Here is a 16,315-nt window from a genome sequence, read left to right as displayed (position 1 = left end):
AACCCACGCTTATAAGCGTGGGAACACAGCGCAGTCAACTAACGGAATAACAATACAGGAATCTTGGTACTTCTGAGCAGTTGAGCGGTAGTACTCCCAATAACTAAATGGCGAATGCGACTGTGACCGTAAGCGCCCATGAGCAAAAAACTAATATCTGCTTGGCTAATATAATTAGTGATAACCGTTTCTGGGTCACCCTCTAAAACACTACAAACTGGCTCATATCCAACGGTTTGCAAATATAGCTGACCTTGATGTTGTGTTTGAGTGGCCGTTTCCAGCTTCCCAGTTTTAGCCACAGTCAGTAGATGAATTTCTAAATCTGTAAATACAGGATAAGCGGCTAAAAATTGGAGAATATTGTTACCCGTAGCACTACCATCATAAGCCACTAACAGGCGGGAAATTGGTTTAAATTCCTGCGGTGTAACTAAGCATGGTTTAGTACTACTGCGCACAATGCGATCTATATTAGCCCCTAAATGACCCGAAGCAAATTCTGCACCTTCTCCCCGTTTCCCCAAAACAATCAAATCTGCATCTTTCTCAAACTCATCAAAACAATCTACCAAAAACCCGGTTTTATTGGTTAACTGCACATCTGTGACACCTTCAGCTTTGAGAATTGCCGCAGCATTTTGTAAAATCAATCTAGCGCGTTGATTATTCAGCTTGGCTTTTTGATGTTCTAAATTGACCAGCTCATGCAATAAGTTTTCAGCGCTCCCCAGTCCAATAGTACCACTGAGGTTACCAGTAGAAGCTACTTGTTGACTACGAATATCAGTCACAAATAAAACATTAATGTGACAACCAAACTTGAGAGCAAACCAAGCACCATATTTATAAACATTTTCCGCAAAAGAGGAGCCATCGGTACAAAGTAAAATATTTTTCATGATGCTGTTACAATACTATTGTTTGTTCAAACCATCGGCTTGAGGATACATAGCCAATTTATTCAGCAAGGTTGCACTAGCTTCATTTAGTCCAACGACCTCGACATCTGCACCATTACGGCGAAATTTCAGCACTGCTCTATCAAGTACCTCCACTGCGCCTTGGTCCCACAGGTGAGCATGAGTCAGATCAATAGTCACCCGCTCCACCAGTTCGGTAAAATCAAAAGCAGCGAGAAATTCATCTCGTGATAAAAAGAAAATTTGACCAGCTACCTTATATGTGCGATGGGAACCGTCCTCACTCAGCACTTTATCTACAAACACTAACTGAGCAATTTTGTTAGAGAAGAATAAAGTACTCATGACGATACCGGTAACTACCCCCAGGGCAAAATTACGGGTAAAAATCGTCACAAACATTGTGGTTAACATGACCGCAGTTTCCGTGGTGGGGATGCGGGGAATATTCTGAAAGGATGACCAGCGAAATGTACCAATGGACACCATGATCATTACGGCTACCAATGCAGCCATGGGCATTTGTCTGACCCAATCCTGTAAAAATAAAATAGCAATTAAGAGGAAAACTCCTGCAGCAAGGGTGGATAGTCTCCCCCTACCACCAGACTGGACATTAATTACCGATTGTCCAATCATCCCACATCCTGCCATGCCGCCAAAGAAGGCAGTGACGATATTAGCAATACCTTGTCCTTTAGCTTCCTGGTTTTTATCGCTGGGTGTATCTGTGAGTTCATCCACTAAAGCAGCAGTGAGGAAGGAAGCTAATAAACCCACGATCGCTAAGGTGAGGGAATAGGGCAAAATAATCTTTAAGGTTTCCAGGTTCCAGGGGACTTGGGGTAGAGCAAACAAGGGTAAACTCTTGGGTAGTTCTCCCATATCCCCTACCGTGGGAACTTCTAGTTTGAGAGCAATGGCGGCGATCGTCATCACTGCTAAAGCTACTAAGGGGGAGGGTACTGCTTTGGTAAAGCGGGGTAAAATGTAAATAATTACCAAAGATAGGAGGGTTAATATATATACTGTGGGGGGAACGTTGGTGAGTTGGGGTAACTGGGCCAGGAAAATTAACACCGCTAAGGCGTTAATATAGCCAATCATTACCGCTCTGGGTACAAATTTCATTTGGCGACCCAGTTTGAGCACGCCAAACACAACTTGAAACACCCCGGTTAAGAGGGTGGACGCTAATAGATATTGCAAGCCATGATCTTTGACTAACTCAATCATTAATAGGGCCATTGCGCCTGTAGCGGCGGAAATTGACCCCGGTCTACCTCCTAAAAAGGCGGTGATCACCGCAATAATAAATGAGGTGTAAAGCCCCACTTTGGGATCAACCCCGGCGATAATGGAAAAGGCGATCGCTTCTGGAATCAAAGCTAGTCCTACAACAGCTCCTGCCATGATATCCTGCTGAGTGTTAGAAAACCACTCTCGCCGCAAAATTGATACCTTCAAATTTCCTCCTAGGATTGTTATTCATATCAAATAAATTACCAGTATTTTGGCGCACTCCCAATAACCTACCTCTGTGGGGGAATGCTGACCTGGTAAATAGCTCGGATCAACTCACAAAAAGCCAAATCTCCAGGCTTAATTCATTGAGTCCTACACCCACAAGGAATTACAGTTACTCTGGTTTTCTGCTGTAACTAGCTTGAAATATCATTCACCAATTTTAAATCTTCTAATGGTAAAATGGTAGATGCACTCTAGCTTTTTGCCCCCATTTACCATACCTAAGCTCACCTTGTGCGTAATCTCCAAGAAACTCACTTAAACCGCGCCCGTGCTAGTCTCAGACAAGCACTGTCTTGGTATGGACATCTTTGCAAGTCGGGAAAGTTTAGCTCCCACCCAGAATTACTAGGGTTGCTCAAACCAGAATTAGAAACCTTAAACTCTACCCTGAGCAAACTAGACTCGAATGTGATTAGAATTGCAGCCTTTGGGTTGGTGAGTCGGGGAAAATCAGCAGTATTAAACGCTTTACTGGGGGCGAAAATCCTGCAAACAGGACCCCTCAACGGTGTGACTCAGTGGCCCCGTTCTGTGCGTTGGCAACCGGGAGGTAAGGTATTAGTTGAGTTAATTGATACACCTGGGTTAGATGAAATTGCGGGGGATGTGAGGGCAAAGATGGCGCGAGAAATCAGCCAGCAAGCCGATTTGATTTTGTTTGTCCTATCTGGGGATATTACCCGCCTTGAGTATCTAGCTCTGCTGGAGTTACGCCAAGCACAAAAACCCCTGATTTTAGTATTTAATAAAATAGATTTATATCCAGAAACAGACCGACAAGCAATTTATCACAACTTACAACAACTAGGCGCAGGACATCCCCAAGCTCCCCCTTTACTACCAGATGAAATTGTCATGGTGGCGGCCGAACCAGCACCCCTAGAAGTGCGAGTAGAATGGCCAGATGGTCGTGTGACCTATGAGTGGGAAACACCACCCCCTCGGATAGAGGAACTACAACAGACAATTTTATCTATTCTCAATCGGGAAGGGCGATCGCTCCTAGCTTTAAACGCACTCATTCAAGCACGGGAAGCACACAAAGCCATAGCTCAAAAAACTATGGATCTGTGGGAGCAAGAAGCTGAAGATATTATTTGGAAATTCGCCAAATATAAAGCCTTAGCTGTAGGATTAAATCCTGTACCAGTTTTAGATGTCATCTGTGGTACCCTTGCTGACTTAGTTTTAATTCGTTCTCTAGCACGGTTATATGGCCTACCTATGACCAGTTACGAAGCCAGCAAAATCTTAAAAACCATCTTCTTCAGTTCCGGTGGGTTGCTGTTAGGAGAAGTCGGGAGTAGTATCATACTGGGATTAAGTAAAACCACCGCAGCGATCGCTAGTGGGGAAAATCCTCTCAATATTACAGCCTATGCTGGAACTGCGATCGCCCAATCTACCATAGCCGGTTATGGTGCATACATAGTAGGGAAAGCCGCCCAAACCTACCTAGAAAAAGGTTGTACCTGGGGAGAACTAGGAGTAAGCAGCGTCATTCAAGAGATTTTATCTCAAGTCGATCGCAATACAATTCTCTACCGCTTACAACAAGAACTAGCAACAAAATCTTGACACTCACCCACCTAAAAGTATGGCTTACGCCACGCTACGCTACGCTATCGGTGATTATTGAAGCTTCACAGCTAGCCTGTGCAAAGCACACAGTCCCTTTACGTCCATTTAAAGTCGTGCTGCTTCTTATTTTATATTCATATACCAAAAATCGCCAGATATATGAACCAAAAAGCCGTCCTCAGAGAACGGGGGTTGTATCCCATTGTGTTGGTCACCATTGATGACAGCTTGTAACCACATCCTTCCAGGGTGCACTTAACATAAAATTCCCCTGACAAAGCGACTCAATTGATAGTTTTGGGTGCAAAATTGAGGAAACAACAGAAATAAAAACGAAGGCAAAAAACTACAGCCATCGTCAAAATTTCTTTTCCTCTTTTTAGCTTTTTACCTCCAGACGGTGTTCACTACCAAACCATTTTCATCAGCTTAATTAAACTAGAAGTATAAGCTTTTGAAGTCCTATAAAGCTAACAGTCAATATTCATCAATCAAGGTGAAAATATCATGACAACATCCCTAGAATCCGTTCAATCTGCTGTTAACTCCGGTAATAAAACCCTGGATGAAGCTATCTTAGAATCTATTGTGGAAGCTCGTCAAACCTGCGCAACCGAGGGAGACAATTCCGCCAGCTGTGCTGTAGCTTGGGATATCGTCGAAGAACTACAAGCAGAAAAAGCCCATCAGCAGCAAGCCAAAAGACACCGCCAAACCGCACTAGAAACCTACTGCGAACAACATCCCGAAGCCCTAGAGTGTCTCATCTACGACCTTTAACCTCCCCTAAAATTCCCCATGGCTGATTTTGTCATTTGCTGAATTATATCTAAATCAGGCGGTGGTGTTTCCCCATCCATTCCTAACCAGAGAAGATACTCAATGTTACCAGCTGGGCCAGTAATGGGGGACCAAGTTAAGTCCTGATATTTCCATCCCAAGTCGCAACCCATTTGCAACACCTGGAAAATAGCATCAGCTTGGTCATCGGGGTTCCGGACAACACCCTTTTTACCTACACGGGATTTTCCCACCTCAAACTGTGGTTTAACTAGTAATATTGCATCCCTGGGAGATTGGGTTAATTTCCACAAAGCCGGTAAAACCTTGGTTAAGGAGATAAACGATACATCCACCACCGCCAGGTCAGGTATTTGCTCATCAGTATATAAATCTGCGGGTGTGAGATGACGTAAATTAGTACGTTCTTTTAAGATCACCCGTGGATCATTTCTTAAACCCCAGTCAACTTGACCATAACCCACATCTACACCGTAAACTTTTTTCGCCCCAGCTTGGAGCAAACAATCAGTAAAACCGCCGGTAGAAATACCCCCATCTAAACAGATGCGCCCCACCACGGGGATTTGAAAAAATTCTAAAGCCTTGGCCAGTTTTTCTCCACCGCGAGACACAAAACGCGATCGCTCTTTTACCTTAATTTCCGCGGTAGTATCAACCTCCGTCCCTGGTTTATCCACCACCTGCTGATTAACCGTTACTTCCCCTGCTTGAATTAAGCGCTGTGCTAAAGCGCGGGAACTACATAAATTTAACTCTACTAATAGCGTATCAAGTCGCTGCTTCACCAATTAAATTAACTCTCCTAAATCATTGTAAATTTGGGTTCTCATGTCACATTAAAAAAAATAAACGCACCTTGTCAAAAAAGCCAAAGTGCGGTAATTATATTATCCCTGATTTAAAAATTAACTTTTAAACATCCTGCTCGCTCAACTCACGAGTCATATAATCAAAAGGTTCATCCACAAAAGAAGTATCAGCAATACCAGCAGCTGCAACTTGTTCCTTAACCAAACCCTTGAGAATCTGGATACCAAAAACCGTAGGGCCAATAGGTACACCCAAAGAATTATAGGTTTCCCGCAGTCCTTGTAGTACCCGCTCATCTAAAACATTCATGTTACCTGCAACCAGGGCATAAGTAGCATAGCGCAGATAATAATCCATATCCCGCAGACAAGCTGCATAACGACGGGTTGTATAAGCATTTCCGCCGGGACGGATCAACTCTGGTTGTTCTTCAAACAACTTAGAACCAGCTTGTTTAACCAAGGCCGCCGCATTAGAGTTAATAGCTGCAGCAGCTTGTACCCGTGCAGTACCACTAGCAAAGTAAGATTTTAAACTGTCGATCGCATTCCGGTCAAAATACCTTCCAGCAACGTCATAATTCTTAATCAAGGTTGTCACTGCATCACGCATTCTTTCTTCTCCCAATAAATGCTATCTTTTGATATTAATTTGGTTGCAGTCATGCACCGGTAAATTTTTGTGCCATTGTATTTAAAATAATATTTAAAATAAAATGCCGCACAAAAACAGATTACCCGCTAATTAAGGATTCTATGCCAAAGTTGACACCTAATGAGATGAACTTTAAGTTTTGTACAGATGTTCCGGAAAAGGTTAATATAACCTGTAATCCAGATAAGCTGTAACAAAAAATACAAAATTCTTTAATGTCTAGGATTTATGATATTCCAAGTGTGTCATCAACAACTTAGTTCAGATCATCTGGGTGAAGATGCTTTGGAAGATTCTAGTTTTACTTTAGGAAATCGGTAGAGAAGGAGTAAAAATGACAACCCCACAAGAAGTCTTGAAGATGATTCAAGACCAAAAAATTCAGATGATTGATCTGAAATTCATCGATACACTAGGTACTTGGCAGCATTTAACTGTCTACCATGACCAAATCGATGAAAGTTCCTTCTCAGATGGCGTACCCTTTGACGGTTCCAGCATTCGGGGTTGGAAAAGCATCAACGAGTCAGACATGATGATGGTACTCGACTCCAACACAGCTTGGATCGACCCCTTCATGACAGAGCCAACATTAAGTATAGTTTGTAGTATTAAAGAACCGCGGACAGGGGAATGGTACAACCGTTGTCCCCGTGTAATAGCCCAAAAAGCGATCGACTACTTAGTGTCTACCGGACTTGGTGATACAGCATTCTTTGGACCAGAAGCAGAATTCTTTATCTTTGATGATGTCCGCTTTGACCAAAACGCCCATGAAGGCTACTACCATGTAGACTCAGTAGAAGGTGCTTGGAATACTGGGAGAAAAGAAAGCCCCAACTTGGGTTACAAAACACGCTTCAAAGAAGGTTACTTCCCAGTATCACCGGCGGATAGCTTCCAAGACATCCGTACCGAAATGCTCCTGACCATGAGAGACTGCGGCGTACCCATTGAGAAACAACACCACGAAGTAGCTACTGGTGGTCAGTGCGAACTAGGTTTCCGCTTTGGTACACTAATGCAAGCAGCCGACTGGTTGATGACTTATAAATACGTCATCAAAAACGTCGCCAAGAAATACGGCAAAACCGTCACCTTTATGCCCAAGCCAATTTTTGGCGATAATGGTTCTGGTATGCACTGTCACCAATCCATCTGGAAAGATGGCAAACCTCTATTTGCTGGTGATAAGTATGCTGGTTTGAGTGAAATGGGACTGTACTACATTGGTGGTATCCTCAAGCACGCACCCGCACTTTTAGCCATCACCAATCCCACAACTAATTCTTACAAGCGCCTAGTACCTGGTTACGAAGCCCCAGTTAACCTAGCCTACTCTCAAGGTAACCGTTCTGCCTCCGTACGGATTCCTTTAGCTGGCGACAACCCCAAAGCCAAGCGCTTAGAATTCCGTTGTCCTGATGCTACTTCTAACCCCTACCTAGCATTTGCAGCCATGCTCTGCGCTGGTATTGACGGGATTAAGAACAAAATTCATCCCGGTGAACCCCTAGATAAAAACATCTATGAACTCTCTCCCGAAGAACTGGCGAAAGTTCCTTCAACTCCAGGTTCCCTAGAATTAGCACTCGAAGCACTAGAAAATGATCATGCTTTCTTGACAGAAACAGGCGTTTTCTCAGAAGACTTCATCCAAAACTGGATTGACTACAAACTGGCTAACGACGTTAAGCAGATGCAGTTACGTCCTCACCCCTATGAGTTTTACCTCTATTACGACTGCTAACTTAGTTGAACAGTGAGTATTTAGCCACCCTTCTGGGGTGGCTTTTTTTTTACTAATCACAGTCAAAAATTTGGTAGATAGCAACTTCAATCATATTCACAACTAGCTCATAGCAGCATGGCTACTTTCATAAATTAAGCGAGTGGTGGGGTCAATTTTCCCTTGAATGGGACTCCAATACTCCGATAATTCTTCAGGAAGACCCAGTTCTTGTGCGGCACGCATCAGCATCGACTGCTGACGGTTTTTTACCTGCTGATATTGACGCATAGCCAACATCCGACTTCTATCTTGAATAGACATAACACAGTCCCCCTTATGGTTCTCGTGATCAATGGAAGTTTAATCTTGTACTATATTAGCAATAATTCTGTAACCAACGCTACAGAATTTCAATTTATTTACAAAAATTTACATCTTATTTGTGCGTTACAATTTTTTACATATAATTAAATCATTGAGAAAAGTAATAAATACCCTTCAATACCCTAGTATTTTCATGTCTGAGACTTTAACTAAGCTGAGTTATCAAGCCTTTCAACAAGGTAAAACTTACTTTGGTGTAGTTCACAAAACCTTAAGTTCAAGGCTGATGAATCTGATTCATCCCAACTTAGGACACAGGGGGAAACCCATGACTCAGAAGGTCTTATTTAAACTACAGCAAAGAATGAATCAGCTACTGGAAACAGATTGGCAAGATACAGAAAAAGGAGTGTATCCCGAAAGCCTACTATTTGACCACCCATGGTCGGATTTTTTCCGTTACTATCCCATGGTATGCCTAGAGCTACCGCAAATCTGGGAGCGGTCTGCACAAAAGAAACATCAAGAATTTTCCCCAGAAATAGAAACAGATGGTTATCCCAGCTACTATGTCCAGAACTTCCATAACCAAACCAATGGCTATTTAAGCGACAATTCCGCCAACCTATATGATTTACAAGTAGAAATCCTCTTTAATGGTACAGCTGACCCCATGCGACGGCGCATACTGTCCCCTTTAAAGCAGGGGTTAAAAGCCTTTAATTCCCTACCAGCAAAACAAATACGTGTTTTAGACGTAGCTTGTGGGACTGGAAGAACATTAAGGATGCTCCGGGGGTGTCTACCTCAAGCATCCTTGTATGGTGTGGACTTATCACCAGCATATTTACGCAAAGCCAATCAAGAACTTTCGGAAATTCCCGGAGAGTTACCCCAACTCCTACAAGCTAACGCTGAAGAGTTACCTTATTTAAACAACTACTTCCATGGGGTAACTTCCGTCTTCCTCTTCCATGAGTTACCAGCAAAAGTGCGTCAAACAGTCATTGAACAATGTTTCCGAGTCACAAAACCGGGGGGAGTATTTGTCATTTGTGATTCCATTCAAATCAGTGACTCACCGGAATTTGCCGTAAATATGGAATCTTTCCCCCTACTGTTTCATGAACCTTACTATCGGGATTATACACATGATGACCTAGTAGGGCGTTTAGAGCAAGCTGGTTTTGAGAATATTTCCACCCAGGTCCACTTTATGAGCAAGTATTTTATTGCTCATAAACCGGCTTAAAAACAACGTGATATATTCAACCAATAAATCAGGGTGAGTATTTGCCCTCACCCTAAAATGAATAGACTAAAAATACATTTGCACACAGGGGAGAGAAAAATGAGGGTTTGGCTAGCTTGTTTTTTATTGTTATTTGCCGTAGCAGAACTATTTGACTGGTTAAAAAAATTTAACCTTCCCTTACCGATTTATATTTTAGGTGGCGTATTTTTAGCAGTTGCTTCTAACTATGACAAAATTATCGGCTCCTACTTTAGTGATGACAGTATAGAAATATCATCAGAAACATCAAAGTTAAATTCCTGCAATCAAACCCTCACTACTCCTGTAGACTCAACAGAGCAAACAGAAACAATCTTTAAAATCAAACAAATTAAAATCAAATACACAAATACAACAGGTAGCAAATATGGCTAGTAATACCGGTGGCTTTTCAGTTGGTGGTTCTGTCGGCGGTAACGTCAACAACGTGCAAGGCGATAACAACCGCACAGTGCAAGGAGACAATAATCAGGCTGTGCTGGGTGACAATAATCAAGTCATGCAACAAAATCAAGTGGGTGCAGATACCGCAGCATCCCTTACTAAAGAAGATGTTATCAAGTTACTGGCACAATTAGAAACCTTGATTCAAGGCGCAGAATTACCAGCCGACACCAAAGAAGAAGTAATTGACGATTTGAGCGCAGTTAAAAAAGCAACAGATAAGGAAGAACCGAATAAAAAACGTGCATTAGACCGCTTAACAAGCGTGACAGAAACTCTAGAAAAAACAACTAAAACGGTGGATTCTGGTAAGCAACTTTGGACAGTAGCCAAGCCGATTATTGTAAAAGTTGCTGGCTGGTTAGGTGCGGCAGTTGGTTCATCTCTATTAGGGTTGTAGAAGGTATTTATGAATCAGCCACCTGAAAACTTAGAACCACAACAGCCTGATAATTCTACATATCAAAATCAAATTGGAGGTAATCAAAACCGGGCGGTTCAGGGTAATGAAAATCAAGGTGTTCTGGGTGAGGGTAATAGAGTAGTTCAGGGTACTAACAACTTGATGCTAAACATCAACAAGTTAATTTTTGGACAGCAGATACCAACATCAGGAAGTAACCCGGCTCGACCAAAGAATGAACAGAAATTATTAGCCGCAGTCAAGGAAGAAGTTACAGCAAGGTTAAGACAGTCTCTACATAATGCTGTGCTAATTAATTTGGGGAAGGAGTCACAACCACAACAAGTCAAGCGCCCTTGGGATGCTGATATAAAAATTGGCTCAAAGCCTGCTGAACCTCTTCCAGATACCACAACAATTTTAGAAGTTTTTGAATCAGAAGAAATTGCAGGTAAACTGTTAATTTTAGGTAACCCAGGGTCGGGGAAGACAACTATACAATTAGAATTGGCACAAGCTTTAGTCAAACGTGCAGAAGCACAGCCTGATTATCCCGTTCCTGTTTTATTCAACTTGTCCTCATGGAAAGATAACCGAAAATCTTTAACGGATTGGCTATTAACTGAACTCAAATCTAAATATGGTGTTTCAAACAAACTAGGTAAAGAATGGGTAGACAACCAGAAATTACTACCATTGCTTGATGGTTTAGATGAACTTGAGCCACAGCGTCAAGAACTTTGTGTCCATACAATTAATCAGTTTTTAGTAAGTGAAAATAGACCGCTTTCTTTAGTTGTTTGTAGCCGAAGTGAAGAATATAGTAGCTACGCTACTCAATTACAGCTTAACGGTGCTATATGCTTACAGCCTTTAAACGAAAATCAAATTTATGATTATCTAGACAATACTAATTATATAGAACTCTGCTCAATCATCAGGAGCGACTTAAACTTACTAGAGTTAGTAAAAACTCCCTTACTCCTGAGTATTACTGTTCTAGCTTTTCAAGAAATATCTATAGAAGAATGGCGACATTTGAACTCCCCAAATGACCGGATTCAGTATTTGCTAGATGCCTATATAGGGCGAATGTTGACACGAAATCTGAAAATTACTACATATTCTTCAACCAAACCTCCTAATGCTAAACGAACCCGAATGTGGCTTGTGTGGTTGGCTAAACAGATGCAAAAAGAAACCCGAACAGATTTCTTGATTGAAGAAATGCAGCCTGATTTATTAAAAACTATAATTCCCAAAATTATTTATAATTTGATTGTCTGGGGAGTTATACAAATGCTGATTAATGGGCTGATTAATGGGCTGATTTATGGGCTGATTTATGGGCTGATTAATGGGCTGATTAATGGGCTGATTAATGGGCTGATTAATGGGCTGATTGTAGGGCTGATTAATGGATTATTTGGTGAAACAATAGAGGATAAAATTGGAAATATAGATTTAATTAGGTCTGATAAATTTTTTACCAAAACTATTAAAAAATGGCTGATTTATGGGCTGATTAATGGGCTGATTGTAGGGCTGATTGTAGGGCTGATTGTAGGGCTGATTAATGGGCTGATTGGAGATAAAATTGAAGCAATTGAAACTATAAAATTTTCTTATCATAATTTCAAAACCTGGCTGATTGTAGGGCTGATTTTAGGGCTGATTTTAGGGCTGATTTATGGTCTGATTAATTGGCTGATTTTACGGCTGACTAGTAGGCTGATTTTACGGCTGATTATTTGGCTGATTTATGGGCTGATTTTAGGGCTAATTTTAGGGCTAATTTTAGGATTTTATGGTCTAGAAATAGAAAACAAAACTATTCCTAACCAAGGTATTTGGCAATCTGCTAAAAATACAGTCAAGTTATCAGCCTGGTTTTTTTTACCCTCCACAATATTAATCTTTTTTATTCGACTTCTAACGAATAGTACTAGTTTAAATCCAGCTTTAATTTTTGAAGCTTTAATTTCTAGCTTAATGCCTGGATTATTTGTGGGATTATTGGTGGGGATACCTAGAAGTGGAACTCCCGTTATTAAACACTTCACCCTACGCTTTATCCTCTACTGCAACGGTTACATCCCCTGGAACTATGCCCGTTTCCTCGACTACTGCACCGAGCGATTATTCCTCCAGCGTGTTGGTGGTCGCTACCGCTTCATCCACAAACTACTGCAAGACCACTTTGCTCAAATGGAGTTCAAGCGGAACTAAAAAAATACAACTGCTAAAACCTGATTCTGATTGGGGAATGATTACAGATGTACCACTGCGATCGCCTCCCGTACTGCGCTCTGCGCAATCGCACTGATCGGTCCAGACTTGGAGGAAATTCAGCACTATCAATATTTGTCAGCCACACGCCTCTTAATTCTAACTTTGGTATGGTTTGAGCATTGGGAGCTAGTGATATAATTATGATACAGTCCATAGGGAAATAAGTTGCATGATTTTCTGTTGGTTAGAATGGCTGTATGTTGAGTGCAAATATTTTTCATATCTGCTTTGGGAACTATCGGGCTGGTCATACCATCCCTTGTCATAATTGAGTAATCATAAACATTGGGATTTTCTCAGCAAAATGAGGCGCAAAAGTCATTATATTACCTATATTGTCGTGATTTTGACTGGCATTTTTTTTCTGGGTGCAGCCTTGACAATCATTCACAGTACTACTGCTGTAACAATGGTTGCTGATGACCCACAGATGTCCAGGGATTCTTTCATAGATAACCAGGTCAATAATCTACCGGAATCTGTGAAAAATGCTGTTTTAGAAGCGGTTTCTCAAAGGTTAGAGTTACCAGTTTCGCAATTGAAGATTGTTGAAGCTTTACCACAGACTTGGAATGATGGCTGTTTAAACTTAGCTGCTGCTGATGAATTCTGTACTCAAGCTTTAGTCCCCGGGTGGCGTGTCACTGTTGATGCTGCTGACCAAACTCTGGTTTATCACACTAATAGCACGGGTTCGGCTGTCAGACTGAATGCAGAAGCTAGCGAAATTACCCAGGGCACATAGTTTGACTTAGTATCATGAGTCTTTTTATTTCCTGAGGGGATGGTAGCGTTAGTTTAAACTACAGTTTTTCTATCGGGATAAAGTTGTATGTTGAGGAAGTTAATGATAGAATATTTCTTAAATACTTCTGAAAATACTTCTGAAGATAGATGAGTCATCAAAGCGATCGCTCACACCATCGTTGGGTACAATCCCATAATCTGCCCCAGCCTCAGTTAAAACTGCAACCAAAGGCACAAAAAGAGCCAATGTTTTACTATTTTGCCTATGGTTCTTGTATGTGTCCGGTAGACTTGAAGCGATCGCTGGGTGAAAATACCCATGATTATATTATCGGCCCGGCGGTGTTGAAGGGTTACCGACTGGGGTTTTATTCCTATTCTCCGACCCGCAAGTGTGGGGTTTTAGATGTTTTACCAGATGACCAAGCTCATGTTAAAGGTGTGCTGTATCATCTCCCCTGGCGCTTGAGCGCATATTTAGATAACCGGGAGGGTGTTTCCCAAAGTTTATACCGTCGGGAAACAGTAGATATTGATTGCGGAGATAAAGTATACAAAAATACTCGCACTTATATAGTGGTTAACAAGCTCTCAGAAGAACTTGCACCCAACGAATGGTATTCTAGTGTTGTCTTGCGCGGTGCTGTCACCTGTGGATTACCGGAGGAATATTGTTGGAGTTTGTTTGACCATATGTACAAATTACAACAGCGTTCTCAAGATCATCTGCTCCAATCATTGGAGAAGGCGCTATGAGAATAAAACTAAAACCTCAAACCAGGTTCGGCTTGAGGTATGTGAAATTATGACCTTTTGACCTCCACTATTGCTGAAGCTGAAAAGGTCTATCTAATTTAATTTATTTAGTAACGGTTGCGGAAATTACCGCCACCACGGTTACCACCGAAGGAACCTTTATCTTCTCTGGGTTTAGCTTTATTTACCTTGAGGTAGCGTCCCATCCATTCTGCACCATCGAGAGCTTCGATCGCTGCGGTTTCTTCTTCATCTGTACCCATCTCTACAAACCCAAAACCCCGCAGTTGTCCTGTTTCGCGGTTAGTAGGTAGTTGTACACGCTTTACAGAACCGTATTCTGCAAATACGGCGTTAAGTGTATCTTGTGTAACTTCGTAAGATAGATTGCCTACGTAAACTGACATAAAGTTTCTCCAAAATCGTAAGAGTGTAGAGATTTCGGTTTCGGAGAAAAGCCTGTAAATACCAAAAGGAAATAGCCTGTGAATAATAAAAACAAAATCTGATCGCCGAATCAATTCTCATTCTCCCAGTATGACATAAAAAATCAGGATTGACAGGATGTGAGCAAGATTCTTTTGGAGAAATGATCAAAATAATTGCTGGTCAGGTGTGAAATGGGAAAAGTGGCGCTGTAACTTTTTTGAGAAAATAGCCCTTAAATTATTAGATATAGCGACTAAAAACAGAGAAACTGATGAACGCGATCGCCTCTTGTCTTGCATCTATGATCGAAGAAACCGCCATCCATTCTTGGGAGAACCTCGCACCCAACCTGCAAAAACACATCCAACAGGCGATCGCCTCGGCAAAACCTCCCATTTGTATCGTCTATCCCCGCACCCAAGGGGAACTAGCGGCGGTCATCGCCGAGGCGCACCGTCAAAACTGGCGCGTGCTGCCGGTAGGTAAAAGTAGTAAAATCAACTGGGGTGGTTTAGCTACAGATATTGATATCGTAGTTAGTACAGAACGCATCAATCAAGTAATTGCCCACGCCGTGGGTGATTTAACAGTCACGGTAGAAGCTGGGATGCAATTTTGCCATCTCCAGGAAATTTTAGCTAAATCCCGCCAATTTATTGCCCTTGACCCCAGTAAACCGGAATTAGCCACCATAGGCGGTATAATCGCCACAGCTGATACTAATTCCCTCAGACAACGTTATGGTAGTGTGCGGGACCAGTTGTTAGGTATTACCTTTGTCCGTGCTGATGGGGAAATTGCTAAAGCTGGGGGGCGAGTGGTGAAAAATGTTGCCGGATACGATTTGATGAAATTATTTACTGGATCTTATAGCACATTGGGTGTTATTAGTCAAGTAACTTTAAGGGTATATCCATTACCCGCAGCATCGGCTACAGTGGTGCTAACGGGTAGACCAGAGGCTATATCCCAAGCTGCAACCAGTCTGCGCAATAGTGCTTTAACACCAACTCAGGCTGATTTGCTCTCTAAACAACTGGTTTCTACCTTAGGTGGGAATCAGGGTATGGGATTAATGGCGCGTTTCCAAAGTATTAGTGAAAGTGTCCAAGAACAGTCACGTAGACTGTTAGCGATGGGGGAACAATTGGGTTTAGATGGGATAATTTATGTGGATGAACATGACGCTCATCTATGGCAAAGATTGCGAGAAATAATGGATAATCCCGTTACAGATTCGGTAATTAGTTGCAAAATAGGAGTATTACCTAGTGCATCTGTGGAGGTTTTGAGTCAAACAGGTATGGGTTTGATTCACCTGTCTAGTGGTTTGGGGTTGTGGCAATGTGAGGATAAAAATCAGGTTTTAAAAATGCGCGATCGCTGTCAGTCTCATAGGGGGTTTTTGAGTATTTTAACAGCACCAAAGACAGTTAAACAAGCTATAGATGTTTGGGGTGAAGCTGGTAATTCTTTGCAGGTGATGCGCCAAATTAAAAAACAGTTTGATAGTAAGAATATTTTCAGTCCAGGTCGGTTTGTGGGTGGGATTTAAGCAAACAACCACAAAGCTACCAAGATGCACCAGATAA

At 41.9% G+C, this 16,315-nt stretch carries 16 protein-coding genes; 10 read left to right on the top strand and 6 right to left on the bottom strand.

Annotated features, from left to right (window positions below):
• Positions 1-38: 38 nt before the first annotated feature.
• Positions 39-902: a universal stress protein gene (locus tag IM676_RS06100; RefSeq protein ID WP_200989384.1), complete on the bottom strand. Its 864-nt coding sequence runs from the start codon at positions 900-902 to the stop codon at positions 39-41.
• A 15-nt stretch (positions 903-917) separates the two neighbouring features.
• A complete protein-coding gene (locus IM676_RS06095) occupies positions 918-2,336 on the bottom strand; it encodes a SulP family inorganic anion transporter (RefSeq protein ID WP_318780265.1) in 1,419 nt (472 codons plus the stop codon).
• 348 nt (positions 2,337-2,684) lie between these two features.
• On the opposite strand from IM676_RS06095, the gene IM676_RS06090 reads away from it, so the two are divergent.
• Both IM676_RS06090 and IM676_RS06085 read left to right on the top strand, forming a co-directional pair.
• Positions 2,685-4,031 carry a GTP-binding protein gene (locus IM676_RS06090; protein WP_200989382.1) on the top strand — a complete coding sequence of 449 codons (1,347 nt, stop codon included), beginning with the start codon at positions 2,685-2,687 and terminating at the stop codon, positions 4,029-4,031.
• 510 nt (positions 4,032-4,541) lie between these two features.
• A complete protein-coding gene (locus IM676_RS06085; RefSeq protein ID WP_200989381.1) occupies positions 4,542-4,814 on the top strand; it encodes a Calvin cycle protein CP12 in 273 nt (90 codons plus the stop codon).
• Here the strand turns inward: IM676_RS06085 and IM676_RS06080 are convergent.
• Together IM676_RS06080 and apcB are read right to left on the bottom strand one after the other, a co-directional pair.
• On the bottom strand, positions 4,811-5,626 hold the full coding sequence (locus IM676_RS06080) for a TlyA family RNA methyltransferase (protein WP_200989380.1): 816 nt from the start codon (positions 5,624-5,626) through the stop codon (positions 4,811-4,813). The genes IM676_RS06085 and IM676_RS06080 overlap by 4 nt on opposite strands.
• A 124-nt stretch (positions 5,627-5,750) precedes the next feature.
• Positions 5,751-6,260, bottom strand: coding sequence for an allophycocyanin subunit beta (gene apcB / locus IM676_RS06075; protein ID WP_200989379.1), 510 nt, complete (start codon positions 6,258-6,260; stop codon positions 5,751-5,753).
• A gap of 376 nt (positions 6,261-6,636) precedes the next feature.
• Here apcB and glnA point away from each other — a divergent pair, with 376 nt between their 5' ends.
• Positions 6,637-8,052 carry a type I glutamate--ammonia ligase gene (gene glnA, locus IM676_RS06070; RefSeq protein ID WP_200989378.1) on the top strand — a complete coding sequence of 472 codons (1,416 nt, stop codon included), beginning with the start codon at positions 6,637-6,639 and terminating at the stop codon, positions 8,050-8,052.
• Between the two features lie 102 nt (positions 8,053-8,154).
• Here glnA and IM676_RS06065 read toward each other — a convergent pair whose 3' ends face one another.
• Positions 8,155-8,355 (bottom strand): hypothetical protein, encoded by a 201-nt coding sequence (locus IM676_RS06065; RefSeq protein ID WP_200989377.1) that lies wholly within the window; start codon positions 8,353-8,355, stop codon positions 8,155-8,157.
• Positions 8,356-8,551: 196 nt separating this feature from the next.
• Between IM676_RS06065 and IM676_RS06060 the strand changes: the two genes are divergently transcribed.
• The 6 genes from IM676_RS06060 (at position 8,552) to IM676_RS06035 (ending at position 14,294) form a co-directional block, all read left to right on the top strand.
• Positions 8,552-9,610, top strand: a complete 1,059-nt coding sequence (locus IM676_RS06060; protein ID WP_200989376.1) for a class I SAM-dependent methyltransferase — start codon at positions 8,552-8,554, stop codon at positions 9,608-9,610.
• Positions 9,611-9,709: 99 nt separating this feature from the next.
• Entirely contained in the window at positions 9,710-10,027 is a 318-nt protein-coding gene (locus tag IM676_RS06055; protein ID WP_200989375.1) for a hypothetical protein, read from the top strand.
• Positions 10,020-10,496 carry a hypothetical protein gene (locus IM676_RS06050; RefSeq protein ID WP_225880460.1) on the top strand — a complete coding sequence of 159 codons (477 nt, stop codon included), beginning with the start codon at positions 10,020-10,022 and terminating at the stop codon, positions 10,494-10,496. Before IM676_RS06055 ends, IM676_RS06050 begins: the two co-directional genes overlap by 8 nt.
• A 9-nt stretch (positions 10,497-10,505) precedes the next feature.
• Positions 10,506-12,728 carry an NACHT domain-containing protein gene (locus IM676_RS20255; RefSeq protein ID WP_200989374.1) on the top strand — a complete coding sequence of 741 codons (2,223 nt, stop codon included), beginning with the start codon at positions 10,506-10,508 and terminating at the stop codon, positions 12,726-12,728.
• A gap of 367 nt (positions 12,729-13,095) precedes the next feature.
• The gene (locus IM676_RS06040) at positions 13,096-13,536 is read left to right on the top strand and encodes a hypothetical protein (protein WP_200989373.1); all 441 of its coding nucleotides are present in this window, start codon (positions 13,096-13,098) and stop codon (positions 13,534-13,536) included.
• 149 nt (positions 13,537-13,685) lie between these two features.
• Entirely contained in the window at positions 13,686-14,294 is a 609-nt protein-coding gene (locus IM676_RS06035; RefSeq protein WP_200989372.1) for a gamma-glutamylcyclotransferase, read from the top strand.
• A gap of 107 nt (positions 14,295-14,401) precedes the next feature.
• Here the strand turns inward: IM676_RS06035 and IM676_RS06030 are convergent, their stop codons facing one another.
• A complete protein-coding gene (locus IM676_RS06030) occupies positions 14,402-14,701 on the bottom strand; it encodes an RNA recognition motif domain-containing protein (RefSeq protein ID WP_200989371.1) in 300 nt (99 codons plus the stop codon).
• Positions 14,702-14,994: 293 nt separating this feature from the next.
• On the opposite strand from IM676_RS06030, the gene IM676_RS06025 reads away from it, so the two are divergent.
• A complete protein-coding gene (locus IM676_RS06025) occupies positions 14,995-16,278 on the top strand; it encodes an FAD-binding oxidoreductase (protein WP_200989370.1) in 1,284 nt (427 codons plus the stop codon).
• Positions 16,279-16,315 lie beyond the last annotated feature (37 nt).

The organism is Anabaenopsis elenkinii CCIBt3563 (assembly GCF_015245355.1).
In the GTDB taxonomy this organism is placed as follows: Bacteria; Cyanobacteriota; Cyanobacteriia; order Cyanobacteriales; family Nostocaceae; genus Anabaenopsis; species Anabaenopsis elenkinii.
This window is presented reverse-complemented; position numbering and strand designations above follow the sequence as displayed.

Excerpts from the sequence above, each read along its gene's own strand:
- IM676_RS06035 (WP_200989372.1), top strand. The coding sequence starts at position 13,686 with ATGAGTCATCAAAGCGATCGCTCACACCATCGTTGGGTACAATCCCAT.
- IM676_RS06060 (WP_200989376.1), top strand. The coding sequence starts at position 8,552 with ATGTCTGAGACTTTAACTAAGCTGAGTTATCAAGCCTTTCAACAAGGT.
- IM676_RS06040 (WP_200989373.1), top strand. The coding sequence starts at position 13,096 with ATGAGGCGCAAAAGTCATTATATTACCTATATTGTCGTGATTTTGACT.
- IM676_RS06050 (WP_225880460.1), top strand. The coding sequence starts at position 10,020 with ATGGCTAGTAATACCGGTGGCTTTTCAGTTGGTGGTTCTGTCGGCGGT.
- glnA (WP_200989378.1), top strand. The coding sequence starts at position 6,637 with ATGACAACCCCACAAGAAGTCTTGAAGATGATTCAAGACCAAAAAATT.
- IM676_RS06025 (WP_200989370.1), top strand. The coding sequence starts at position 14,995 with ATGAACGCGATCGCCTCTTGTCTTGCATCTATGATCGAAGAAACCGCC.
- IM676_RS06100 (WP_200989384.1), bottom strand. The coding sequence starts at position 902 with ATGAAAAATATTTTACTTTGTACCGATGGCTCCTCTTTTGCGGAAAAT.
- IM676_RS06085 (WP_200989381.1), top strand. The coding sequence starts at position 4,542 with ATGACAACATCCCTAGAATCCGTTCAATCTGCTGTTAACTCCGGTAAT.
- IM676_RS06030 (WP_200989371.1), bottom strand. The coding sequence starts at position 14,701 with ATGTCAGTTTACGTAGGCAATCTATCTTACGAAGTTACACAAGATACA.
- IM676_RS06095 (WP_318780265.1), bottom strand. The coding sequence starts at position 2,336 with ATGGCAGGAGCTGTTGTAGGACTAGCTTTGATTCCAGAAGCGATCGCC.
- apcB (WP_200989379.1), bottom strand. The coding sequence starts at position 6,260 with ATGCGTGATGCAGTGACAACCTTGATTAAGAATTATGACGTTGCTGGA.
- IM676_RS06055 (WP_200989375.1), top strand. The coding sequence starts at position 9,710 with ATGAGGGTTTGGCTAGCTTGTTTTTTATTGTTATTTGCCGTAGCAGAA.
- IM676_RS06065 (WP_200989377.1), bottom strand. The coding sequence starts at position 8,355 with ATGTCTATTCAAGATAGAAGTCGGATGTTGGCTATGCGTCAATATCAG.
- IM676_RS20255 (WP_200989374.1), top strand. The coding sequence starts at position 10,506 with ATGAATCAGCCACCTGAAAACTTAGAACCACAACAGCCTGATAATTCT.